This window comes from Enterobacter cloacae complex sp. EB5 (assembly GCF_031432835.1).
Classification (GTDB): Bacteria; Pseudomonadota; Gammaproteobacteria; order Enterobacterales; family Enterobacteriaceae; genus Enterobacter; species Enterobacter hormaechei_C.
The window spans coordinates 87,579-111,208 of sequence record NZ_CP133863.1 but is presented as its reverse complement, the minus strand read 5'-3'; the positions used below and the strand labels follow the sequence as shown (position 1 = coordinate 111,208).

General features: G+C 50.8%; 22 protein-coding genes and 1 pseudogene. 6 read left to right on the top strand and 17 right to left on the bottom strand.

What is annotated here, in order from left to right:
• Positions 1–14: 14 nt before the first annotated feature.
• The 3 genes and pseudogenes from RHN82_RS23875 to RHN82_RS23865 all read right to left on the bottom strand — a co-directional run bounded on the left by RHN82_RS23875 (position 15) and on the right by RHN82_RS23865 (position 2,306).
• Positions 15–1,360: pseudogene (locus RHN82_RS23875) on the bottom strand (ISNCY family transposase).
• Between the two features lie 206 nt (positions 1,361–1,566).
• Complete coding sequence (locus RHN82_RS23870) at positions 1,567–2,052, bottom strand: GNAT family N-acetyltransferase (RefSeq protein WP_045358131.1); 486 nt, start codon at positions 2,050–2,052, stop codon at positions 1,567–1,569.
• Positions 2,040–2,306 carry a DUF1778 domain-containing protein gene (locus RHN82_RS23865; RefSeq protein ID WP_007869691.1) on the bottom strand — a complete coding sequence of 89 codons (267 nt, stop codon included), beginning with the start codon at positions 2,304–2,306 and terminating at the stop codon, positions 2,040–2,042. The genes RHN82_RS23870 and RHN82_RS23865 overlap by 13 nt, the downstream gene beginning before the upstream one ends.
• A 652-nt stretch (positions 2,307–2,958) precedes the next feature.
• Between RHN82_RS23865 and repA the strand changes: the two genes are divergently transcribed.
• Both repA and RHN82_RS23855 read left to right on the top strand, forming a co-directional pair.
• On the top strand, positions 2,959–3,972 hold the full coding sequence (gene repA / locus RHN82_RS23860; RefSeq protein ID WP_032670853.1) for a plasmid replication initiator RepA: 1,014 nt from the start codon (positions 2,959–2,961) through the stop codon (positions 3,970–3,972).
• An 889-nt stretch (positions 3,973–4,861) separates the two neighbouring features.
• Positions 4,862–5,665, top strand: coding sequence for a DUF4225 domain-containing protein (locus tag RHN82_RS23855; protein WP_032670854.1), 804 nt, complete (start codon positions 4,862–4,864; stop codon positions 5,663–5,665).
• Here RHN82_RS23855 and RHN82_RS23850 read toward each other — a convergent pair.
• From RHN82_RS23850 to RHN82_RS23840, 3 genes are all read right to left on the bottom strand, one after another.
• Positions 5,643–5,966, bottom strand: a complete 324-nt coding sequence (locus RHN82_RS23850) for a hypothetical protein (protein ID WP_015572034.1) — start codon at positions 5,964–5,966, stop codon at positions 5,643–5,645. The genes RHN82_RS23855 and RHN82_RS23850 overlap by 23 nt on opposite strands.
• A gap of 14 nt (positions 5,967–5,980) precedes the next feature.
• Positions 5,981–6,751 carry a TraX family protein gene (locus tag RHN82_RS23845; protein ID WP_032670855.1) on the bottom strand — a complete coding sequence of 257 codons (771 nt, stop codon included), beginning with the start codon at positions 6,749–6,751 and terminating at the stop codon, positions 5,981–5,983.
• A gap of 367 nt (positions 6,752–7,118) precedes the next feature.
• A complete protein-coding gene (locus RHN82_RS23840) occupies positions 7,119–7,643 on the bottom strand; it encodes a hypothetical protein (RefSeq protein ID WP_310399489.1) in 525 nt (174 codons plus the stop codon).
• A gap of 141 nt (positions 7,644–7,784) precedes the next feature.
• Between RHN82_RS23840 and RHN82_RS23835 the strand changes: the two genes are divergently transcribed.
• On the top strand, positions 7,785–8,045 hold the full coding sequence (locus tag RHN82_RS23835) for a type II toxin-antitoxin system ParD family antitoxin (protein ID WP_015572037.1): 261 nt from the start codon (positions 7,785–7,787) through the stop codon (positions 8,043–8,045).
• On the top strand, positions 8,032–8,328 hold the full coding sequence (locus tag RHN82_RS23830; protein ID WP_015572038.1) for a type II toxin-antitoxin system RelE/ParE family toxin: 297 nt from the start codon (positions 8,032–8,034) through the stop codon (positions 8,326–8,328). The genes RHN82_RS23835 and RHN82_RS23830 overlap by 14 nt, the downstream gene beginning before the upstream one ends.
• A gap of 223 nt (positions 8,329–8,551) precedes the next feature.
• Here the strand turns inward: RHN82_RS23830 and pcoE are convergent, their stop codons facing one another.
• The 7 genes from pcoE to pcoA form a co-directional block, all read right to left on the bottom strand.
• Positions 8,552–8,986 (bottom strand): copper resistance system metallochaperone PcoE, encoded by a 435-nt coding sequence (gene pcoE / locus RHN82_RS23825; RefSeq protein ID WP_004388336.1) that lies wholly within the window; start codon positions 8,984–8,986, stop codon positions 8,552–8,554.
• A gap of 215 nt (positions 8,987–9,201) precedes the next feature.
• Complete coding sequence (gene pcoS / locus RHN82_RS23820) at positions 9,202–10,602, bottom strand: copper resistance membrane spanning protein PcoS (RefSeq protein ID WP_032638101.1); 1,401 nt, start codon at positions 10,600–10,602, stop codon at positions 9,202–9,204.
• Positions 10,599–11,279, bottom strand: a complete 681-nt coding sequence (gene pcoR / locus RHN82_RS23815) for a copper response regulator transcription factor PcoR (RefSeq protein WP_001188930.1) — start codon at positions 11,277–11,279, stop codon at positions 10,599–10,601. The genes pcoS and pcoR overlap by 4 nt, the downstream gene beginning before the upstream one ends.
• Positions 11,280–11,333: 54 nt before the next feature.
• A complete protein-coding gene (gene pcoD / locus RHN82_RS23810; RefSeq protein ID WP_229692861.1) occupies positions 11,334–12,212 on the bottom strand; it encodes a copper resistance inner membrane protein PcoD in 879 nt (292 codons plus the stop codon).
• Between the two features lie 55 nt (positions 12,213–12,267).
• Positions 12,268–12,648: a copper resistance system metallochaperone PcoC gene (pcoC, locus tag RHN82_RS23805; RefSeq protein WP_000025662.1), complete on the bottom strand. Its 381-nt coding sequence runs from the start codon at positions 12,646–12,648 to the stop codon at positions 12,268–12,270.
• Between the two features lie 39 nt (positions 12,649–12,687).
• Positions 12,688–13,578: a copper resistance outer membrane transporter PcoB gene (pcoB, locus tag RHN82_RS23800; protein ID WP_001378118.1), complete on the bottom strand. Its 891-nt coding sequence runs from the start codon at positions 13,576–13,578 to the stop codon at positions 12,688–12,690.
• A gap of 5 nt (positions 13,579–13,583) precedes the next feature.
• Complete coding sequence (gene pcoA / locus RHN82_RS23795) at positions 13,584–15,401, bottom strand: multicopper oxidase PcoA (RefSeq protein ID WP_000925243.1); 1,818 nt, start codon at positions 15,399–15,401, stop codon at positions 13,584–13,586.
• A gap of 234 nt (positions 15,402–15,635) precedes the next feature.
• Here pcoA and RHN82_RS23790 point away from each other — a divergent pair, with 234 nt between their 5' ends.
• Positions 15,636–16,085, top strand: coding sequence for a copper resistance protein (locus tag RHN82_RS23790; RefSeq protein WP_001023257.1), 450 nt, complete (start codon positions 15,636–15,638; stop codon positions 16,083–16,085).
• A gap of 288 nt (positions 16,086–16,373) precedes the next feature.
• Complete coding sequence (locus tag RHN82_RS23785) at positions 16,374–17,111, top strand: peptidoglycan DD-metalloendopeptidase family protein (RefSeq protein WP_004388332.1); 738 nt, start codon at positions 16,374–16,376, stop codon at positions 17,109–17,111.
• A 33-nt stretch (positions 17,112–17,144) separates the two neighbouring features.
• On the opposite strand, the gene RHN82_RS23780 is transcribed toward RHN82_RS23785, so the two are convergent.
• From RHN82_RS23780 to silA, 4 genes are all read right to left on the bottom strand, one after another.
• Positions 17,145–17,342 carry a DUF2933 domain-containing protein gene (locus RHN82_RS23780; RefSeq protein WP_004388331.1) on the bottom strand — a complete coding sequence of 66 codons (198 nt, stop codon included), beginning with the start codon at positions 17,340–17,342 and terminating at the stop codon, positions 17,145–17,147.
• A gap of 40 nt (positions 17,343–17,382) precedes the next feature.
• Complete coding sequence (silP, locus tag RHN82_RS23775; protein ID WP_045357992.1) at positions 17,383–19,830, bottom strand: Ag(+)-translocating P-type ATPase SilP; 2,448 nt, start codon at positions 19,828–19,830, stop codon at positions 17,383–17,385.
• Between the two features lie 126 nt (positions 19,831–19,956).
• Positions 19,957–20,397, bottom strand: a complete 441-nt coding sequence (locus RHN82_RS23770; RefSeq protein WP_008322815.1) for a DUF411 domain-containing protein — start codon at positions 20,395–20,397, stop codon at positions 19,957–19,959.
• An 86-nt stretch (positions 20,398–20,483) separates the two neighbouring features.
• Entirely contained in the window at positions 20,484–23,630 is a 3,147-nt protein-coding gene (gene silA / locus RHN82_RS23765; protein ID WP_000574021.1) for a Cu(+)/Ag(+) efflux RND transporter permease subunit SilA, read from the bottom strand.

Below are 23,630 nucleotides of genomic sequence, written 5' to 3'. Positions count from 1 at the left end.
AAAAGAGCAGGGGACTAACGTTTCAGGCTGGCCCTGAATTCCGCTGGGTTTGCCAGCACCGGATTGATAGCTCTTACTTGTTCCTGCACCCGGGCCTGTGCCCGCCTTTTAGGCATCTTCTTGCTACGGTCCCGTTTCCCGTCCCGCTCCAGTTCGTCCATCTTGTCCTGAGCGAGTTTCAGAACAGCCCCAAGACGCTTGTTATCAACGATTTGCCCCTGGTCGACACATTCCAGTTTGTCGAACACCTGATATTTGAGTGAACGGTAACCGTATTTGAATGCCAGCGTGCCGTCCGGATAGTCGAAGACTGTTATTTTTTCGCCAGCGATGCGAGTATTTTCTTCACTAGGTTCAACCAGATATATCATTTTGTCATAGCGGAATGTCAGCGTTTTAGACAGCTGACGCAGTTCCTGCCAGGCAAAGATATCATCCAGCTCTTCGTTGCTTTCAGCCACGGTTCGGTGCAGATCTTTGGGGTATTTTGCTGGTCTTGCGAAGCGACGATTGAAGTCGGCAATGAAGGTATCCAGCCAGGCGTTGGCTGCTTCAATACTGCTGATTCCCTCGAGACACATATCCTTGGTAAGCCGATCCTGAAGTGTCTGATTTGCTCGCTCTACGCGGCCTTTAGCCTGCGGACTGTTGGCACAAATCAGTTCGATCCCCAGTTCAGAAAGCACGCGGCCAAACTGGGTAACACCGGTTGTGGTTGAACCACCATTATTGACCCTGAAAATGCCGTGCTTGTCGCTGTAGAACGCAAGGGGCTTGCCGTGTTGCTCGAGATACTCGCGGGTGGCCATCATGTAATCAAAGGCTGATTCAGTCTCACCAAAGCGAAGGTGCATCAGGCGACCAGTCGCGTCATCAATAAAGACGAGCAGGCAGCATTTGGGGGCACGTCCTTCAAACCAGTCATGCGGGGAACCATCGATCTGAACAAGTTCTCCGAGGCAGTCACGCCGGTATCTGGGTTGATGAACACGTGGCCTGCGACGTGAGTATGGGACCCAGAGTCCTCAGCCGTCATCCATTTTCTGAGCGTTTCAACAGACACCGTGATGTTATGGCGTTCGCGCAATTTTCCTGCGGCAAGCGTTGGTCCAAAGTCGCTGTAGTTATCGTGAAGTAAAGAAAGTACACGCAGCTTCAGTGACTCAGGAAGCCTGTGATTACCGGGGTGTCCACGCCGAAGGGTTGCCAGACCTGCGGCACCAGACTCACGAAAACGGTTCATTAACCGCTGTGTCTGACGTTCGGTCAGAGCAAGCTGATGAGCAGCATCACGACGGCGCATGCGTTTATCAACAACTGACTGAATGACGTTGATCCGGCTGAGTTCTTTATCTGACATGGTCACAAGCATCCTGATGTCTCCATGGCCTGAGGATTGGATCCTTTATGCCAGAAAAAGTGACATCACTAAATGGGTTAAAAGTGACATCAGAATATTGCAGTTACAAAGCCGGTTCGCATAACAAAGATTATGTTAAATTCAATAGTAAAATCATTATAAATCAATATCTTAAATATCGAACAAGCCCCTTTCTTCCTCAAACCTCACTGTGGTAACTTTAAAAACAATGTCCGTTCCTGAGTTTGTGATGCCTTAAAGCCATGGTGAAGATAAAAGTTTTTGGCTTCTTCAGTCAGTGCATGAACCATAATCGCACGGACTCCAATATTCTCAGCTACACGGTAACAGCGCAGAACTGCATCATGCAGTAAATCGGCCCCGAGCCCTTGGCCACGGTATGAAACATCAACTGCCAGGCGAGCAAGTATGATTACGGGAATTGGATCTGGCATATTGCGCCTGAGGCTTCCCATTGCTTCCACGTGGTTAACGCTGCCGGTGGCCAGAGAGTAAAAACCGACAACCTGTTTAGTGTCTCTTTTACAAACGACGAACGTTCGTGATGCACCAAGAGCTTGGTTTTTTAATCCCCTCTGTTTAAGCCAGTCATCAAGTACTGCCTCACCACTGACGAACTCTGCTAGTTGATGGGAGCTGGATAATGGTTCTGGTGCTGTTACACGTCCCACTGAGGTTTCCTTGCCAGAAGTTTATCAATAGCCGCCTCATCCGAAACCGGTGCATCGAGCATATCGATAAACTCTGCATACTGCTCATCGTTAAAATTAAATACGCGACGATCGAGGATCACATTCTCCGCAGCCTGACATGCCATTTCCAGGATGAAGTCCGTGCGTGATTTATGGAGAATCTCTGCTGCAGCATCAATAAGTGCTCTTTGAGATTCTTTAGCTCTAAGGTTGAGCTGAACATCTGATTTCATGAGTGCGCTCCTTGTATAGCGATTGCTTTACAAGCATATCATATGGATTCTGTATAGCAAAAGCTATACGGTTTTTTAAGTGCAGTGAACATACGAAAGAGTCAACTTGCAACTATTAGGTAAAGCTCTTCCTCTAAATTATTTTCCTTGCTCTGGCCTACCAAATCAAACCCAACGCCCTGAATTTACTGCGTGCGATGCTTGCTAGCAGTCTCATCCGGACAATTAGCATGAAAACTATGGATTGTTATCTGGTCTAACATCTGGAAAAGTTACTGATGAGAAGGTAGTATTCGGATCGTCAGCGATCGTCTTGTGGTGGGACAGATTGTTGATTCAGATTACTTTTGTGTCCTAACTCAAACTGACGGTTTGACTGCTTTGTGGTGAGGCAGGCGGGTGGCAAAAGATGGTTTTACGGAAGAAATGCGGACTTCCGGAAACAGACAGGGACAGGACGTGTCCAGTAAAACGTTCAGGAGCAGGTAACGGGATTTCCCGGAGCCTGAATGCACAAACCCCCCGACATCTGTCATCATCTTGGCGGAAGACACAGATATCAGGGGGTCCAAAAGCAGGCGCGTGGCCTGTGAAGGATTATAACGCATGCACCACATAACACAACACCCGGCCGCCATAAGAACAGGCCGCCGTGAATGACAATCAGATTTCTGTTCACTGGTCAGATCTACCGAAAGATGAGCTAACCCGTTTCTGCCAGGATGTCGATGCCGGCACTCAGGGTAATTTCCTCATTGCACCGGTCAAAAAACTGACCCGCCGCAAACGCGGTGAGCATTCCACAAAAGCCAAATGTGAGAACCCGGCCTGGTATCGCCCGGAGCATTATAAAAAGCTCTCCGGACAGCTCGGTCATGCCTACAATCGCCTGGTGAAAAAAGACAAAGAAACCGGGCAGGTCAGCCTGCGCATGCATGTTTCTCGTCACCCTCTCTATGTCGCCGGCCGCCGTAAGGCGGGACGTAAATATGGCTTCCGTCCGGAACGTCAGCGCCTGCTCGATGCGCTCTGGCCAGTGCTCATCAGCTTCTGTGATGCCGGCAAGCATACCGTCGGCATGTGTATCTCCCGTCTTGCAAAAGAACTCAGTGCAAAGGACGCAAAAGGCAATGTCATTCCTGAAACGGAGGTGACGGTGTCACGCCTTTCACGGCTTATTGAGGAACAGGTACGGTTTGGCGTTCTGGGCCTCGCAGAAGAACGCGCCTGGGATCGTGAATCCCGCACCTGGTTGCCAACGTATGTCTATATAACCCCCGTGGGATTCCAGATGCTGGGCGTCGATATGGACAAGCTGTTTAAAGAGCAGGAGAAGAAGCTCCGTCAGAGCGCCGAGCGTGAGCAGCTGATCCGGGAAGGAGTGATGAGCGAACATGATGATGTTCAGGCCCACTCTGCGCGGAAATGCTGGTCTGGCCGTAAGCGTCGGGAGGCACTCGTTTACCGCCGCAAAAAAGGCGCGGAGCGTAAACGTGCCAACAATCTGATTAAGCTGCCGGCAGATGAACGACTCCATGCAATGTCTGAATGGATTTACCGCACCCTCCCGCCTGACGAAGCGTACTGGTGCACATCTGAGCGCCTGAAGGCTCTGGCCATCCAGCATCTTTACCAGCTGGATCTGGCGCTTTCTCCCCCGGACTAGTCACAGACGACACAACAGTCTTCTTGTTTACGGGCCCCTCACTGGGGCTTTTCGTGCTGGTTTTTTTCGGCCACTCTGCTCATTTTTCAACCTTCACTCCGTTCTCCTTCCGGTCACCATGACGTTCTGCTTGTCGTTATGGCCCCCAGTGGCCACTGTCTCTTTTTTTTACACAGAAATCCGCAAACGAATAAGTGAAGTAACCCGGAAACGAATAAAAGACATTCCGCAAAACAGTCTTACTTCACCGTTTTTATCTCTCTGTTCATTTCATTCCAGAGTAGATCTTTGTCTGCAGTCACTCTGTGGATAACGAAAAATGCCTTCGCATGCAGCGGCCTCACGGCCTCGCGCTCAGAACAAAATCAAAAGTACCTCCCGTCGCAAGCGCCGGGCCCCTTTCTGGCCAGAACCCGGCACCGCATACATACCTAACCCCTGCTAAACCGACGCCGCCCCGGCCCAAAGGGCCGGAACACCCTCGCTTTAAGAGGGATGTTGTAACTAGAAATCAGAGCCGCTGCAGTTTGAGTCGCGGTAAGCTCACTGTACACGCTCGTAAGCGCCTCACGGCGCTAACGCGGAGATACAGCCCGTCAGCGGCCTGTGGCCTCGACGTGCTCACTCCGACCGCGCACATCACAATCAGGCGTGGCGGTTAACGGATATGGCTTTGCAGGGTAAGGGATGGGACAGGCAGAACCTTTCAAACCGCAGCGGCTTACGCCGGTCACGGCGCCCATCAACATTCTCGCCCTGTCTGGCCTCAGCTGGCGCCTCCATGCCGCGATGCGGCATCGGTGAGTTCTGCAGGACTGCATGCCCATTTTTTGTTGTCAAAAATCGTTTCGGGAATATGCTTTCAGAAACAGATAAGCGAGGCGATAAAATGGACACGTTGCTTTTACCCGGCCAGAATCCCCGTGCCTGGGCGGAAACCATGATCAACCTGGAGGCCCGGAAGCTGGTGAATACGGCCAACACGGTGGCGGCCATGCACCTTCAGGATGGTTTTATCCGGATTCAATTTGTGGATGAGATCAGAGCATTCATCATGACCCAGTTTGAAGCCGCGCGCCGGGCAAAAACGGATGATGACTGTATGGCCTGTCTGCGGGCCTTACGGGCTGAAAATGCCAGCCTGCTGGAGCAGTCCCGATCGCTCAAAACCGGCTATGCAAAACTCTATGCCGAGGTGAAGGTTGTCCGGGACGAGAACAAAATTGTGGGCTACATCATTTCTGCGGTCGACGTCGTGGTGGCCGGTGCGGCCATTTTTGGTGGGATCGTCATGATGTCTTCGATGACGCCGGTGGGCGTGGTGGCCGGCGCGGTGATTGTCGTAAATGGATTCAATACGATTTCACGGGAAGCCGCGCACAACTTCCTCGGAGATAAGCAGACGGAAGGTATTTTCGCTGACGGCTCGATGGAGATCGCTGAATTTCTGGGATTCAGCCGGCAGCAGGGTCTGGGAACCTATAAGACGGTCACACTTTTCAGTGAAGTCTACGGTGCGTATGGCCTGAGGCTGAAACCCGAAGCACAACGGCTGTGGTACTGGACCAGGCCCGATTTTTTCAGGAAAGTATCCAGCACGCCACGTCCCGCGATGGCGCTTAAAATTGCGGGATGGGGGGTTAAAGCCAAAGTGGCGCTTGATTTGCTGACTATTGAGCCTTCCGGGAAATAGTTTTCTGCAGGCGGAAAGCTTTCCAGCCCAGCGCAGGTGGAAAGGTCACCCAGGCAATGATAAGGACAACAAGGGAGCTCATGCCCCCGGAAAGAATGTGTGTCCTGCTGCCGGCGATGAGGGTGACCAGCATAACCAGAACCAGCGCGACCGTGATCCATGCCGACACCCGGAAGCGCCGTGAGAGCGCTTCGATGAGATGCTGCATGGTGCCTCCGCCTGCTGCAAGTCGGCCCTGTAAGTTATCCACTTCGCTCTTGCTGAAACCTGCCTCAAGCAGGTCTTTCTCACTGATAGCCATTACGTCCTCCCTAATCAGGCGAAAGTATACTGTATCAGAACAATAATCCCCAGGTGACCAGCGTAAGCATAGTAAAAGAAATTACGCGGCATGAAACGCTGGCGGCCTTCCGGACAGATTTCCCTGCAGAAAGAAACCACCACCAGGGGGAATACCAGAGTAGGCAGCGTGGCCAGTAATAATGTTTCTGCGGGCAGGTTCGGGATATGCGACAACCCGTTTAAACAAATCAGTGACAGCACGACGCCAGCGACCGCCATTCGCTTCCCTCCGGGCATGCCACTGCCTGATAAGGTTGCCATACTGATGGCCAGCGTAATTCCTGCCAGCCCGTAGCTTTCCGGCTCCAGTGGCCAAATCATTAGGGCCAGGATCAGATATCCCGCAAGCATTCCTTTCCGGCCGTGCCGGTACTGCAGGGCAAGCAGCTGCGTGACGCCGGCAAATACGAACAGAATGTTCAGGGCCCACCAGGGCTGGTGATGCAGGAAGGCCAGGCTGAACACCGGCTGCGTAATGATTGCCCAGATCCACAACCGATTGGCTCTCTTCTGAAGTCGTTCCGGGGTGCGCTGTACGTTCATCGCCCATATAAGCGTGAACAGGGGGAAGGCCATCCGGCCAAGCGCATACATCATCGGCCAGGCTGGCGACAGAAACACCGTATTGGTGTGGTCGATAATCATGGCCAGAAGTGCGAGGAGCTTGACCATATCGAGAGCAGCGGGACTGAGCTGGCACGCGTTCCGGATACTGGGAAGAACGTTGGGTACTGAATGATTCATGCTGTATATTCCCCTGGCGACACGCGGTTAACAGCCAGCCCTGAACATAATGCCAGAATGCCCTGCCAGTTTGCGATGTGACCCTGACCTTTAGTTTCTCCAGAATCTTGCGCACCGCAAATTCTGATTTATCACGCAGCACGCGCATTGCACCTGCCACATCCTTATTCTGAATACAGATATTTAAAATATGAAAATCGTTCATAACACTCCCTTCCTTACTACATATATCGGCAAATATATTGATATATTTAGTTTAAGGAGTGCAATTGCTTATTATTTTACCATATTTTGCATGGAAAGATTTTTATAATTATAAAACATGCTGCTGCAAAATAACTTAATATACATCTCAACCTAAAACCGATTATTCCTGGCTGATATCCGAAGATTGAGCAGGATGAAGCTTTGCATAATCTTCTCGAAGCGATTTTGCCGCGGGTTTCCAGGCTTTCGCCCACTCATCATCCATTCTTCCTACACCAACAATCTTCAGTGCGACAGCATAGGGGGTGCGCCCTTGCTGTTTTGAAAGCCACAGGATGTGATCATCAATTCTGTCATCAGGTATATCGTCGATAATGGAATGGATAACATCGAGATCCTCTGGCAGCCACGGCTTTCCAGTACGGGGAAACACCGGGTCCGGTTCGCGCGGTTTCTTTACCTTCTCGTTTTTAGCGATCTGTCTGGCTTCTTTCTCCGCAGAAATGAGCCGTAGTCGCTCCTTAAGCCCACCCAGTGTGGCAACCGTTTTAATTAAATTTTCTCGCTGTTCGCGAGTAATGCTTTGCTCATCGCAGATCAGGTCGTTCAGGGTATCGATGAGTGTATCTACCCGATTTTCTGTTAATTTCATTTCCAGTTCTCGCTTAAGGCTACAACTCAGCATTCTATTAGATATCTATTTGATTTCGCATCCCTGTTGATCTCATAAATGCAGTCCATAGTCTCGATCACTGAGCATGGAAGCCTGATGCTAAAATGATATACTGATGTAAGAACAAATCTTACATAATGAAACGGAGGGGTTATGGCCCGTACGATGACGGTGGACGTGGGTGATGAGCTGCGCGAATTTATCGATTCCCTGGTTAAGGCTGGTGATTACCGTACCCAGAGCGAGGTCATGCGAGATGCGCTGCGTCTTCTGCGAGAGAAGCAGGCTGAATCCCGCCTTCAGGAACTGCGCGATCTGCTGGCCGAAGGCATCAGCAGCGGCGAGGCGAAACCATGGAACAAGGATGCATTCCTGAATAATGTCAGGGCCAGGGTGGCAAATGAAAGAGATTGAGCTGACACCCAAAGCAGAAGAAGATCTGGAAGCAATCTGGGGCTACAGCTTCCGACAGTTCGGGATTGTTCAGGCGGATGCGTATATCAGCCGTATAGCAGCGGTTTTTAACGTGCTGGCCATGCATGACATCGGCACGCATCGCGCTGAGCTGGGAGACAATATCTGCTCGTTGCCGGTGGAACAGCACATGATCTATTTTGTGCCATCGCATTCGGTGGTTACGGTCATACGTATTCTCAGCCAGTCTCAGGATACGGCACGGCATGAACCCTGGATATAATCGGGCAAGAAACTTTAAATACATAAAAATCAATTACTTAGTTCGTGTAATCTATCTTATGTTAAATTTAGTCCGTCGTTCATTTAGTTCATAACAGGCCGCAGACTACGATTAATCATACACAGATATAATCTTTCATTTGGTTTAAAAAAAACGCTCCCGATCGGGAGCGTAAGCCAGTGACTTCGGCGTCAAATGAGGGTCTGACAAGTGGAGCTGCGGGTTAATTCTGGGTGATCTGGCTGCGATGCTTTTCAGCCTGCTGCTGATGAATAACGGAAGATTGACCATTATTCGCCTTCTCATGCACAACAGCGGCTTTCTCATGCTCGTTCATTTCGGAAAATGATTTTGCTGTTTCGTTAGAAGCTGCTGGCTTGGATTTCATCATTTTTTTATGCATTTCAGCCATGTCCTGATGGGCAGCAGAATTGCCGTTTTGCATCATTTCATGGGACATTGCGGCCTGATCGTGACCGCTCATATCCATCATTTTCATGCTCTCCCCCTGAACTGCACTTTTTTCAGCGGATGATTGCATCTGATGGGCAGGCGCCTGGGCATTATTTACCTGGTCATGCATGTTCATTGTCTCTGCAGCCCAGGCAGATGAAGCGACAGCCATCATAGCAATAAAGGATACAAGGATCTTTTTCATGGTTGGGTCTCCGGTGTTTTCATACCCGAACAATCAATGCTTATAACAGAGAAAGCATTTGATCTCAGGGCTGGTTGATCATCACGCCAGGAACCGGGCGATTGAATTATCACGCTGTCCTGATTTATGGCTGATTATAAAAAACCGCCTCTGTTTATCGCGTGACTGAACGATGACATTTTTGTCACCTTCCGGGTTTCTCCTGAATAACGGTATTAATCCATTAACAGACGCACACTGAACACAATTTCCCGCCCCTGCTGTTCTGCTGACAGCTCGCCGCCGTGAGCATGAATGATCGACCTTGTAATTGATAATCCCAGCCCCGCGCCTTCCGTATTGTAGAACCTTGATGAGTCTGCGCGATAGAACCGGTCAAACAAACGTTCCAGATTAGCGGGAACCTGGCCGGACATCGTATTCGTAATCATCACGTTCACACAGTCACTGTCACGCTCAAGGTGTATCGCTGTACAGGTGTTATCGGGAGAATACTTGATTGCATTGGAAAGCAGGTTACTGAAAGCACGTCGGAGCATATCGCTGTCTCCGGCAACAACGCCCTCTCCTTCAACCGTGATTGTCTTTCCTGTTTCGTCTGCCAGGGGCTCGAACAACTCACGTAATTCATTCAGTTCGGCTGCCAGATCCACATCATGTTTATCCAGCCGCAGCAGACCATGCTCTGAACGTGCCAGAAAAAGCATGTCACTGGTCATTCGTGACAACCTTTTCAGTTCTTCCAGGTTAGCGAATAAAATTTCGCGGTAATGCGAAACATCCCTTTCCTTAGCCAGTGCAAACTGCGTCTGCATCATCAGATTACTGACTGGTGTGCGCAGCTCATGCGCGATGTCAGACGAGAAATCTGACAGTTTCCGGAATGCCCCCTCCAGGCGATCAAACATATTATTGAACTCCTGCATGGTCTCAGAGATTTCCGGCGGAGCCAGATCGGGATTTAGACGCTGATCCAGGCTGTGTACAGTCATGGAGGAAGCCAGACTGGTCATTTCCCGTAACGGTTTCAGACCAATACGTGTGGTCAGCCAGCCCAGAAAAACAGAAATAAAGACCAGACCGATATTGAACCAGAACAGCCAGGTACTGAGTTTGTCCATAAACAGGGTGTGATACCCAGTATCCGTGGCAACCGTAATGATGACATGTTTGCTTTTACCCTGTTCCGGCGTCATGGCAACCCGCCGCGAGATACTGCGGTACACGGTGTTATTTTCTTCCGTCTGGATCATATAGTCGAGAATATCACCCGACTTATTAAGCAGGACCGCTGGAACAACAGAATTTTTGGCATAGAGTTCAACAATTTTTTCATTTTCCATGTTTTTTATAGAAATGAATAAACCATTGTGCCCTACCATCGCATCGTTTATTTTTTCTGATAATGACTTAATATCCGTTTTGTTCCGGAACGTCTCTGTTTTAAGAAACTCTTCGGTGAGCTGAAGTTTACCTGTCAGAAAATCGCGGTCCTGATTATCGAAATAGCCATTAAGGGTGCTAATCAGGATAAAACTTGATAACCACCATACCGTAAGCATCACCGCAGAAAAAATCAGGCTCAGGCGTGTGGTCAGGGAAATTTTGAACCTCACTCTTCTCTGATCTCCAGGACATATCCGGCACCGCGAACGGTATGGATCAGTTTTGGCTCAAAGTCATCATCAATTTTACTTCTCAGACGTCTCACGGCGACATCAATCACATTCGTATCACTGTCAAAATTCATGTTCCAGACCAGGGACGAGATAAGACTCCTGGGTAACACTTCTCCGGTGCGTTGCAGCAGCAACTCAAGCAGAACGTATTCTTTACCGGTGAGATGGATCTTCTTCCCCGAACGGATCACGGTCCGGCGCACCATATCAACGGTCATATCGGCGATGGTGCAGACTGTTGCGGCCTGCGAGCGTGCCCGGCGCAGTAGGGTTCTTACACGTGCAACCAGCTCCGTAAAATCAAAGGGCTTAATCAGGTAGTCATCTGCGCCAAGCTCCAGTCCTTTCACTTTGTCCCGCACGTTGTCCTTTGCGGTTAAAAACAGGACCGGTTCTTCGTGCCCGGACTCCCTCAGTGCGCTGATGATTTGCCACCCGTCGAGGAAAGGCAGCATCACGTCCAGTATTATCAAATCATACTGTCCCTTCGACGCGGCCCCGAGACCATCGCGGCCATTATTAAAGAGATCGGCCTGATAGCCTTCCTCAACCAGTCCCTGCTGCAGGTAACGACCTGTTTTTTGTTCGTCTTCAACGATTAAAATACGCTGCATGGTCAACTCGCTGATATGAAAGTAAAAATCTCACGCATGAGCTTTGGCTGTCCCCTAGCTGACCTGAGACGGAGCAAGCATTCCGAGCCACGCTACGGCGCCCAGAATGATAATCGCAACAACGAATTCTGTCAGGATGCTGTTTCGCATCAGGGCAACGCTGCGATCATAATTCCCTTCCCTGACCATAACTTCAAGCCGGGGACCCAGGTGAAACCGGTTTGCTGCAGCCAGAAGAAGCATCAGAACAAACAGAGCCGTCTTGGCAAGCAATATCCTCCCCCAGGAACTGTTGAATAAGGGAGTTAAGTTACCCTCAGCAATATACAGATAGTTGACCAGCGCACTCAGGATCAGGGCTACAACAATCACCGTTCCTGCCGTGGCAAATTTTGCCAGGGAGTCAGATATCACAATGACGCTCTGTGCATTATGCTCGTTTCTGCGCATCAGCAGGATAGCAAATGCAACCAGAGCACCTGTCCAGGCACCTGCAGCGCCGAGATGGGTCAGATCGCTCAGTAAATGGAGATAGTAATGCAGACCGTCATGCATAACGGCGTGTCCTCCCCAGGCAAGTGTAGCCAGCGCCACGCCCCCACTCATCGTCATCAGCAGGCAGGACAATACTCTCTTATTAGTGTAAAGGAACAAAGCACCGAGTGTGGTAAACAGGGCACAGAGCCTGACAATCCAGCTAATACCCACATCAGTTTCTTCTATCACCATCTCGATAACATGGATGGATAATTCTCTGAGGTCAGTTACTCCACTCATGGCATTAGATACCAGGAGCATATTAATGCCAGTAAGAATGATGCCTGTAACAACAGCAAAGGTTATAAACGACCTGAAATTAGTCAGGTTATAGGTTTCATGTCTGACACCGCTTATTCCATATATCTGAAAAAATGGCAATCCAAATATTACCATCAAATCCAGATAAAGAATAAAACGAATAACAATCATAATCAGGTCGTTCATAATATTACTTCACTGTAAAGGTGTAATTACCGGTAATAGGGTGCGTATCTGAAGAAACCGCGCGCCAGTCAACACGATAAGTGCCAGCGGGTAAAGGCTCTCGCGGAATAATGACCATCGATTTAGGGTCAGCGCCTGGCGCCACTTTTGCCGCGACCGGCATCGGAGAATGTGATGACATGCCTTTCATACCCGTCATCGTTAATTTTGCACCTGAGAATTTCACGGTCAGATTTTCCGAGAAATTAAGCTGAATCTTTTCCGGGGCCGCTACGGCTGAATCAGCCTGTGGCACAGAGCTTTTTAATTCCGGATGGGCCATAGCAGAGAAAGCAACGCCCATAACGAGGCCACCTGTAAGAATGGCTTTATTTAAAATCGACATTTTATTTACCTGTTTAGTTGAGTGTTTTATATCAGTGCGTTAAAACCAGATTCTGGCTCCCGCCAGGAATACTACCTGATGGTCTTTCTCACCTTCTCTTTTCGCCATATCGGATGTTTTCCCGTAAAGTTGATTCCAGGAAACGCCTATATAGGGTGCAAACTCACGGCGTATTTCATAGCGCAGCCGGAGCCCCAGCTCTGTGTCAGTCAGTCCCCTGCCGCGACCCCGCGATTCATCATCCTGACTGTAGAAATTCACCTCATAGGATGGCTGGAGTATGAGCCGGTTAGTCAGTAAAACGTCGTATTCTCCTCCCAGACGAAGGGCTGCTTTTCCGCCATTACTGACAAAACCCGTAATTTCAGACTCAAAATTATAGAGTGCCAGCCCCTGAAAACCGACAGCAGCCCAGGTCCGGGCAGAAGCAGGTCTGAAATCCTGCCTGACACCCGCAACCAAATCCCACCATGGGCCAACCGCATGTCCCCAGAGTAACTGCGCTTCAGCCGCCTCCGTTTCCCCATTGCTTCGTTCACCTTCACTCTTTAGCCAAATCCGATCTGTGTCGCCTCCAATCCAGCTGTTAACACTCCAGCTGAAATTGTTGGTGTTATCCGACCGTTGCCATTCCAGTTGATCCAGCAGAACCAGATAATTAATCGCACTGTCGTGAATCGCATGCCCCTGTAAATTGCCGAATGCAGCCTTCCGGTCGGCATCGGTAACAGGCGGAATTGGCGTTCTGCTCTCAGTTACAATGGGCTCCATTGACGTCATCTCAGTGAAATTCTCATCTGCTGGCATCTGCATGGCAGACATGTCGTGCCCGGCGTGGGGATCTGCAGAGACGGAGCCCGCCGCAATAGAAAGCTGTGAGGTAAACAAACCGGCGACCAGAACAGGTATGGCCTTCAAATTTCTCTTCATTCGCATCATTCCTCCACCCGGACTTCACGAAACATTCCCATTTCCATGTGATAGAGCAAATGGCAGTGATACGCCCAGCGGCCAAGCGCATCTGCTGTCACTCTGTAACTGCGTTTTGTACCAGGGGGAACATCTATTGTGTGTTTACGAACCATGAAATTACCGTTTTCATCTTCCAGATCGCTCCACATACCATGCAGGTGAATGGGGTGAGTCATCATGGTATCGTTGATCAGCGTGATCCTGAGCCGCTCACCGTATTTCAGCAGCACCGGTGCGGCATCTGAAAACTTGATTCCGTTAAATGACCAGGCAAACTTTTCCATGTGGCCGGTTAAATGCAGTTCTATGGTACGGCCAGGTTCACGTCCGTCAGGATCCTCAAAGCGGCTTTTCAAATCCGCGTACGTGAGAACCTTTCTTCCGTTATTTCGAAGACCAATACCCGGATCATTTAATTTCGGAGAGACGCTCATCGCCTGCATATCAACCAGTGGGTTATCCGTTTCTGACGCAGGATGACTTTGCATACCCGGCATTCCGGCCATCCGGGAATGATCCATACCGGCCATGCTGCTGTGATCCATGGGCGCGGAGGATGTCCCGCTATCCGGAAGGTCAGCACCGTCCATAGACATCATCTCTCCGCTGTTATCCATGCCTCCCATCTGGCTGTGGTCCATTCTTGCCATATCATGTCCCATTCCCCCCATACCCATATCTTCCATGGTCAACAGAGGACGGGGATCGAGGGGGGGAACGGCAGCACTTAACCCCTCTCTCGTGGCCAGTGTCCCTCGAGCGTAACCGGTCCTGTCCATGGATTGTGCGAAGATGGTATAGGCCTCACCCTGAGGCTCCACAATGACATCATAGGTTTCGGCAACGGCAATCCTGAATTCGTCAACGGTAACCGGGTTTACATACTGGCCATCTGCAGCCACGACCGTCATTTTCAGCCCGGGGATACGGATATCGAAATAGGTCATTGCCGAGCCGTTGATAAACCGTAAGCGTATCTTTTCACCGGGACGGAACAGTCCGGTCCAGTTTTTCAGCGGGGCCTGCCCGTTCATGAGATAGGTGTAGGTGTAGCCACTGACATCCGCGAGGTCAGTCGGATTCATTTTCATTTCAGCCCACATTTTCCGATCGGCAATGGTGGCTGACAGCCCCCTGGTATTCACGTCGCGGAAAAAAGAGCCAACGGTTGGTTTATTGAAATTGTAGTAATCCGACTGTTTTTTTAATTTTTTCAGCAGGCTGTGAGGATTTTCATCGGTCCAGTCAGACAACATGACCACATGCTCACGATCGTAAGCAAACGGTTCTGGCTCCCTGGCATCGATGATAATGGCACCGTATACCCCCTCCTGTTCCTGCAGACCGGAATGGCTGTGGTACCAGTAAGTCCCGTTCTGCTTAACCTTAAAGGTGTAAACGTAGGTATCATCAGGCTCTATGCCCATAAAACTCAGCCCCGGAACACCATCCATATTGGCCGGAAGAATAATGCCGTGCCAGTGAATGGACGTCTGTTCATTAAGACGGTTTTTGACCTTCAGGGTAATGGTGTCACCTTCTTTCCAGCGAAGAACGGGCCCCGGCAGGCCTCCATTGATTGTTTTGGCCTGACGCTCACTGCCCGTGATATTGACGGCCGTTTCACCAATGGTCAGGTCAAACTGAGTACCCTGCAGGGATGCGGCAACTGGCAGGCTCAGACTGGAACGCGCATTGAAACTCCATACGCCAAGACTTCCGGCTACGCCAGAGAGGGTTAACCCCTTCAGGAAAGTTCGTCGAGACGTTTTCAACAGCATGCGCATTCCCTTATTTAAAGTATGGTTACTGACAGAATTCGAGAACCGATTTAAATTAAATTACTGGTTCATCCACTTACAATGAAATGAATCTAGCACACCTTAAGAAACAAATTCATTACAATCGTGTAATGTACATAGCTGTATTACATTTACGTCATCTTCCCCACAGGTTGATTATTTTTATATATGATCATAAGGACATCTTTTATGTACCTCAGAAGGTAATTACACATGAATATATTAATCACGACCACTGCGTTTACAGCTTTATTTTGTGGGGCAGCTTTTGCTCAGTCCAGTGATATTGCCCATGAAGCACATCGATTTGTTAATAATGCCTCAGCCGTCAGTCATGTGAATTCCTCGACGCATGAAAACTTACCGGACAGGGTTAATAAAAACAACACGCCCTCATTCTCTGAAATGAATGAACATGAAAGGGCCATTGTTGCTCATTCATTTATGAACAACAGCGCGTCCTATGCGCATCAGAAAATGATTGAGGAACATAAAAAAATGCTGTCCGGCAGTGATGCAAATTCAAAGACCTCGTCTTCTTCTTTTAACGAACTGAATGCCGGAGAAAAAGCCGCTCTCGTGCATGAGCAGGTCAATAATGCCGGTGCGGAAGCACATCAGACGCAGGCAAGAAAGCTTCGCGGGCTGTATTCGACCAGGTAACTGCAGGCGGGTTAGTGCTTAGCGTCAGGTGCGCAGCAGGGCTTTACTGACGGGTTACGTAGCAGGACATGAGCCCCATATTGCTCTGCCGTAACCTGTTTCAGTCCCGTTAATCATCACCGTCGGGCTGGTCATACAGTTCCCAGAGCTTCCGGAGCAAACGGGAAACAAGATATGTTACAAAAATGACGACCATCAACGGTGCTCCCGATTAACTGACAGATGACACGCCTCCTGAAAACCCCTAGCATACGCCGCAGTGTTCATGCTAACGGCGAATTCCAGTAAATGTATTCTACCGATGTCGTAAAAGAAAATGCCTACCTTTCAGCCACCCGCTCGGGGCTGGAATCGAACGAGATCGCTACTCTTCAGCGCTCCTTGCCTTCCCGGTTTAATCTGCGGCATTTGAAAAAAAATGAATCATTAAAACTCGTACTGCAAAAGAAAGCGGGAAAATCACGTGTCGTGGCCTATAAATTTACGTCCGGTTCATTTAATTACACGGCGTATCGTATATCAGATAAAAAGTTCTATAACCTTTCCGATACTTCCGGGAAAGGCAGTCTCGATTATCCGTTACCGGCCACAGCAAGACTCAGTTCGCCTTTCAATCCTGCAAGACTTAACCCGGTATCGGGAAAAGTGAGTCCCCATAATGGCATTGATTATTCCATGCCCATGAACACGAAAATAGTCAGCGTCATCGACGGAAAAATCACCCGGGCCGAATACAACAGTACCATGGGATATTTTGTTGAAGTAACGGGAAAAGCCGGTGTTAAAACTCGCTATCTCCACCTCAATAAAATACTCGTTACTAAAGGGGCCAGGGTTACCCGGGGAGACGCTATTGCGTTATCCGGTAACAGCGGACGTTCATCCGGTCCTCATCTGCATTACGAGCTGGTCATCAATAACAATCCTGTTAACTCACTGGCGTTCCGGACGGCGGCACCCGCTGATAACAAACTCGAACAGCATGCCTTTGCGCATGCCAGAGACTACGAACGATACCTGGACTGATAACGGGACCGCGACGCGGTCCCGTCTGCCGGATTAATTTTTTTTATCGTTTTCACTTCCGTGATGTTGATGATCTCCATGCCCCCCGTGACCGTGGAAAAGATGCATGAGCGGACAAAGCAGCAGTAACAGATATGGCCAGTAGCCTGCCACATGTGACCAGTGTTCGCGCAGGAGAGCAAATGCCGCAATCGCGGCGACAGCAATAAGCGCATAGGTTGTACTTTTCATACCGGACTCCTTCTGTTCGTAACAGCCCCTTCACTCAGTGTTATTTCCCGAGCCTGACACTTTTCAGACGCAACGCATTTGCAATGACGCTAACGGAGGAAAGGGCCATGGCCGCCGCCGCAATAACTGGCGACAGCAGTATTCCATACACAGGATAAAGCAGACCTGCAGCTACAGGCACCCCAAGAGCATTGTAGATAAACGCAAAAAACAGATTCTGCCGGATATTTTTCATGGTGATCTCTGACAGATGACGGGCCCTGTTGAGTATCATCAAATCGCCTTTGAGAAGGGTAACGCCAGCACTTTCTATTGCCACATCTGTACCCGTTCCCATGGCTATACCCACGTCAGCCGCTGCCAGCGCCGGGGCATCATTCACACCGTCTCCGGCCATCGCAACCACATGGCCAGACTCTTTCAGTCGGGTTATCACTGCTTTTTTGCCATCCGGCAGAATCCCGGCTTCAACCTCATCTATTCCCAGTTTCCGTGCGACTGCTTCAGCAGTAAGCTGGTTATCCCCGGTGAGCATAACAATGCGGATCCCCGCCTGACGCAAAGCTTTAAGCGCATCCGGCGTGGTTGCTTTCACGGGATCCGAGATAGCTATCAGGCCTGCAAGGTTCCCGTCTGTGGCCACATAGATAACGGTAGCGCCTTCCATCCGCAACGTATCCGCAACGGCCTTTTGATTATCAATAACGATACTGTTTTCCTGCATAGCCAGTTCATTACCAATAACAACCCGTTGACCTTCGACATCGCCTGAGACACCTTTCCCCGACGGGGCATTGAAATTACTGACGGCAGGTATCACGATCCCCTTTTCATGCGCGGCTCTGACAACAGCCATACCCAACGGATGCTGCGAACCTTTTTCCACTGCAGCTGTTACACGTAAAAGAGATATTTCCCCACCCGGACTGAGACTGATAATCCCTGTCACCGTAGGCGAACCTTCCGTGAGCGTGCCTGTTTTGTCGACAACCAGCGTGTCCACTTTTTCAAGACGCTCAAGGGCTTCGGCATTCTTGATTAACACCCCGGCCTGGGCGCCTTTGCCCACCCCCACCATTATCGACATCGGCGTGGCCAGTCCCAGCGCGCAGGGACAGGCAATAATCAGGACCGACACAGCCGCAATGAGACCGTGCACCATCCTGGGCTCGGGCCCCCAGACAGACCAGATCAAGAAAGCAACAACCGCGATAAGTATCACCAGAGGAACAAACCAGCCTGAAACGCTGTCTGCCATTCTCTGGATGGGGGCACGCGAACGCTGTGCATCAGCGACCATCTGAACAATTCGTGAGAGCATCGTTTCATCACCGACTTTCTCTGCACGGATGATAAGACTACCTGTCTGATTAATCGTCCCCCCAATGACAGGGTCACCCTTCGTTTTGGTAACCGGCATAGACTCCCCGGTCACCATCGATTCATCCACGGTTGTTTTGCCTTCGATCACGATACCGTCGACCGGAATACTCTCTCCAGGTCTGATGCGGAGCTTATCGCCAGGCAGGACATCTTCCGCATTAATATCCGTTTCATGACCGTCATGATCCAGCCGTCTGGCGGTTTTGGGGGCAAGGTTCAGAAGCGCAGTAATGGCGCCTGAGGTTTGTTCCCGTGCCCGCAGCTCAAGAACCTGTCCCAGCAGAACAAGCACCGTAATAACTGCTGCGGCTTCAAAATAAACGGCCACCAGGCCATCCATGTTTCTGAACGATGCAGGAAACCAGGAGGGGAAGACGGTTGCAATGACGCTGTAAACCCAGGCTACGCCGGTCCCCATTGCAACAAGGGTAAACATATTCAGGGAGCGGTTACGTAACGACATTCCGGCCCGGGCGAAGAATGGCCAGCCACACCACAACACGACAGGGGAGGCCAGAAGCAACTGCAGCCATGTGTTGTACTGTGGCGGTACTGTATTCCTCAAGTCGGGAAACAGATGAGATCCCATTTCGAGTACCAGAACCGGAAACGCCAGCAACAACCCCAGCCAGAAGCGTCTTGTCATGTCGTGAAGTTCATCACTCGGCCCCGTGGATGCCGTAGCTACGAGCGGCTCCAGTGCCATTCCACAGACAGGACAGCTTCCGGGACCACTGCGGCGTATCTCCGGGTGCATCGGACATGTCCACACACCTTCAGAATTCTCTTTTTCCGCCTGGTTGTGAGGCTGTTTTATCTGATCAGGGCTGACTTCGTGATGATCGTGGTGATGGTGATGGGAATGTTCACTGGCATCTTCGGTAAAATAATGATCGGGATGGGCTTTAAATTTGCTCTCACAGCTGGCGGAGCAGAAATAAAGCTGATGGTCCTGGTATCGAATGCTGCTGTGCGCCTTGTCAGGCAGGATGACCATCCCGCACACGGGATCTCTCACCTTATGCAATACGTGGCCCTCGTCCGGGGATAATGTCTGCTCAGAAGCAGTCTGGTTGTTGTGTTGCACTGCATTGTCATTTTTCACAGTAACTCTCCTTATGCATACCGAAGCATCTTCTGTCTTCAGGGTATGTCATGGATGCGATTACCACGAATATCGCCGGCACAGGAGTGCCTGCTACCGGCGTCCCGTTATCAGCCGTTCCGCTGACTATTCGATTCGCTGGAAGACTTTTTTACTTCCATCCGGTGAGAATGCGATAACATCGTAAGCCTCTTTTCGGGCTCCCATCTCCATTCCAGGACTTCCTGCTGGCATACCGGGGGTGGCGAGACCGTATATACCCGAACCAGACTGCATTGCCTTATGTATCGTTGTCGCAGGCACATGGCCTTCAATGATCAAATTACCGGCAACCGCGGTATGACAACTTCGTAGTCCTGCAGGAACAGCATGCTTTTCTTTCAGGGCTGACAGCGCCTGATCATTCATGACGTGAGTTCGTACTTCGAACCCGTCTTTTTCCATCGCTTTGCCCCACAGGGAACAACAGCCACAGTTTTCAGATTTGTACATATCAATCACTTTTTCACTCGCCATCGCGGGTAGTGAAAGGCCGAGAGCCAGCGCCATTAGAACCACTTTTTTCATACTCACCTCTGTATATTATCGATATAAACCCTGACGTCAGGGTGAATCAGTAAAGAAGGACACCCACAGGGGGTGCCCTTTCAGGTTCAGGACACGCTTTTTTTATGTCTGCGCAGCCAGATTAATTTGTAGGCGGCAGGAATAATGAACAGGGACAGCAGCGGAGCCGTGATCATCCCACCAATCATGGGTGCCGCAATACGGCTCATGACTTCTGAACCTGCGCCGGTTCCCCAGAGTATTGGCAGCAGACCCGCAATGATCACCGCCACGGTCATGGCTTTCGGCCGGACACGCAGTACGGCACCATGATAGAGGGCTTCATCAAGACCTTCCGGTGTGAACGTCTCTTTACGGGACAATTCCGGGTGCGCTTCAATGGCATGACGCAGATACATCAGCATGACCACGCCAAACTCTGCTGCCACCCCGGCCAGGGCGATAAACCCGGTTCCGGTCGCCACTGACATATGGAAGCCCTGCCAGTACAGGAACCATATTCCGCCAACCAGGGCGAACGGCAGGCTCATCAGGATCAGCAGGGCTTCGTCAACCCGGCGGAATGCCAGATACAACAGGATGAAAATGATCATCACCGTCATCGGCACCATCAGCTTCAGTTTCTTGTTGGCATGCTCAAGCAGTTCAAACTGTCCGGAGAATGCCACACTGGTTCCCGGTCTCAGTTTCACTTTCTCGCTGATGGCCGTCTTAATGTCGTTAACCACCGACACCATGTCCCTGCCGCGGGCATCAACATAAATCCAGCTGGCTGGCCGGGCATTTTCGGTTTTCAGCATGGTTGGTCCAGAAACGACGTTAATATCCGCGACATCGCCCAGCGTGATCTGCTGCTTCATCGGGGTCAGGATCGGCATCTGTTTCAGCGCCTGCGGACTGTTCCGGTAATCCTGCGGGTAGCGAATGTTAATAGGGTACCGGGCCACCCCTTCAACCGTCTCACCCACCATAGCACCTCCGATTGCTGAAGAGACGAACAGCTGGACATCACCTACCGTCATCCCGTAGCGGGAGGCTTTCTCCCGGTTGATATCGATATCGATGTAGCGCCCGCCCTCAAGTCGCTCAGCCAGGACAGACACCACGCCAGGCACGGTTTTGGCTACCGCCTCGATACTCTGCGCCGTCGCGTCGATATCGGACAGAACAGTCCCGGACACTTTGATACCTATCGGGCTTTTGATCCCGGTTGAGAGCATATCAATACGGTTACGGATAGGCGGCACCCAGAGGTTTGCCAGACCCGGTAAACGGACTGTCCTGTCGAGTTCATCAATAATCTTGTCAATTGTCATGCCGGGACGCCACTGATCCTCAGGTTTGAGCTGGATCGTGGTTTCCACCATTTCGAGCGGCGCGGAATCCGTTGCGGTCTCTGCTTTACCGGTCTTGCCAAATACAGAAGCCACTTCAGGAACGCTTTTGATTAACTTGTCTGTTGTCTGCAGGAGCGCTGCAGCTTCTGCCGGAGAGACGCCAGGCAAGGTCGACGGCATATACAGCAGATCGCCCTCGTTAATCTTCGGCAGAAATTCACCGCCCACCTGACTCAGTGGCCAGATAACCGTGAAAATGGACAAGGCCGCAACCAGCAGGGTTGTTTTTGGCCAGTGGAGGACCCGCAGCAGCAAAGGATGATACGCTTTGATCAGCACCCGGTTCAGGGGGTTACTTGTCTCGGCAGGAATTTTCCCCCGGATCCAGAATCCCATCAGAATAGGAATGACGATGATGGCCAGTGCGGCCGCTCCCGCCATGGAGTACGTTTTCGTGAATGCCAGCGGGCCAAACAGACGACCTTCCTGCCCTTCCAGGGTAAAGATAGGAATAAAGGACAGGGTGATGATCAGCAGGCTAATGAACAACGCGGGTCCCACTTCCACGGAGGCGTCGGTAATCACCTTCCAGCGGGTGGCGTTGTCAATCTGCTCACCCGGATGCTGATGATCCCACTCCTCAAGCCGTTTGTGCGCATTTTCAATCATCACAATGGCGGCATCCACCATCGCACCGACGGCAATCGCTATCCCTCCCAGCGACATGATATTGGCGTTCAGTCCCTGGAAGTGCATGACGATAAAGGCGATACACAGGCCAAGCGGCAGAGAGATAATCGCCACCAGGGCAGAACGTACGTGCCACAGGAACAGAGCACAGACGATGGCCACCACGATAAACTCTTCCAGAAGTTTGGAACTGAGGTTATCAATCGCCCGGTCGATTAACTGGCTGCGATCGTAGGTGGTCACGATTTCAACGCCTTCCGGCAGGCTGGCCTTCAGCGTCTCCAGTTTATCCCTCACTGCCGTGATAACGTCGCGCGCATTTTTACCCGACCGCAGGATCACCACGCCGCCAGCGACTTCTCCCTGGCCGTTCAGCTCGGCAATACCACGCCTCATTTCGGGCCCGGTCTGCACGCGGGCAACATCCCGCAGATAAACCGGCACGCCGTTCTCACCTGTTTTCAGGACGATGTTATTAAAATCATCAATGCTCTGAAGATAACCGCTGGCACGGACCATATACTCCGCTTCGGCCATTTCAACGGATGAGCCACCGGCCTCCTGGTTAGACGATTCAAGTGCCTGTTTCACTTCGGGCAGGCTGATACCGTACTGGGACAGTTTTACCGGATTGACCTGAATCTGGTACTGTTTCACCACGCCGCCAACCGAAGCGACCTCAGCCACGTTCGGGATGGTTTTCAGCTCAAATTTCAGGAACCAGTCCTGCAGAGAGCGCAGTTCTGAAAGGTCGTGTTTTCCGTTGCGATCGACAAGGGCATATTCAAATATCCAGCCCACTCCCGTGGCGTCCGGGCCGATTTCAGAGCTCACACCCGCAGGCAGTTTGCCCTGAACCTGATTCAGGTATTCCAGCACGCGCGAACGGGCCCAGTACAGATCGGTGCCGTCTTCAAAAATGACATACACATACGAATCACCGAACTGTGAAAAGCCACGCACGGTTTTTGCGCCAGGTACGGACAGCATGGTGGTGGTAAGCGGATAGGTGACCTGGTTTTCTACAATCTGCGGGGCCTGTCCGGGATAGCTGGTTTTAATAATGACCTGCACATCTGACAGGTCAGGCAGCGCATCGACCGGCGTGTTAATTATCGTCCATGTGCCCCAGATGCTGAGAAACAGTGCGCCCATCATGACCAGGAAACGGTTGGCGACAGAGCGCCGGATAATCCATTCAATCAT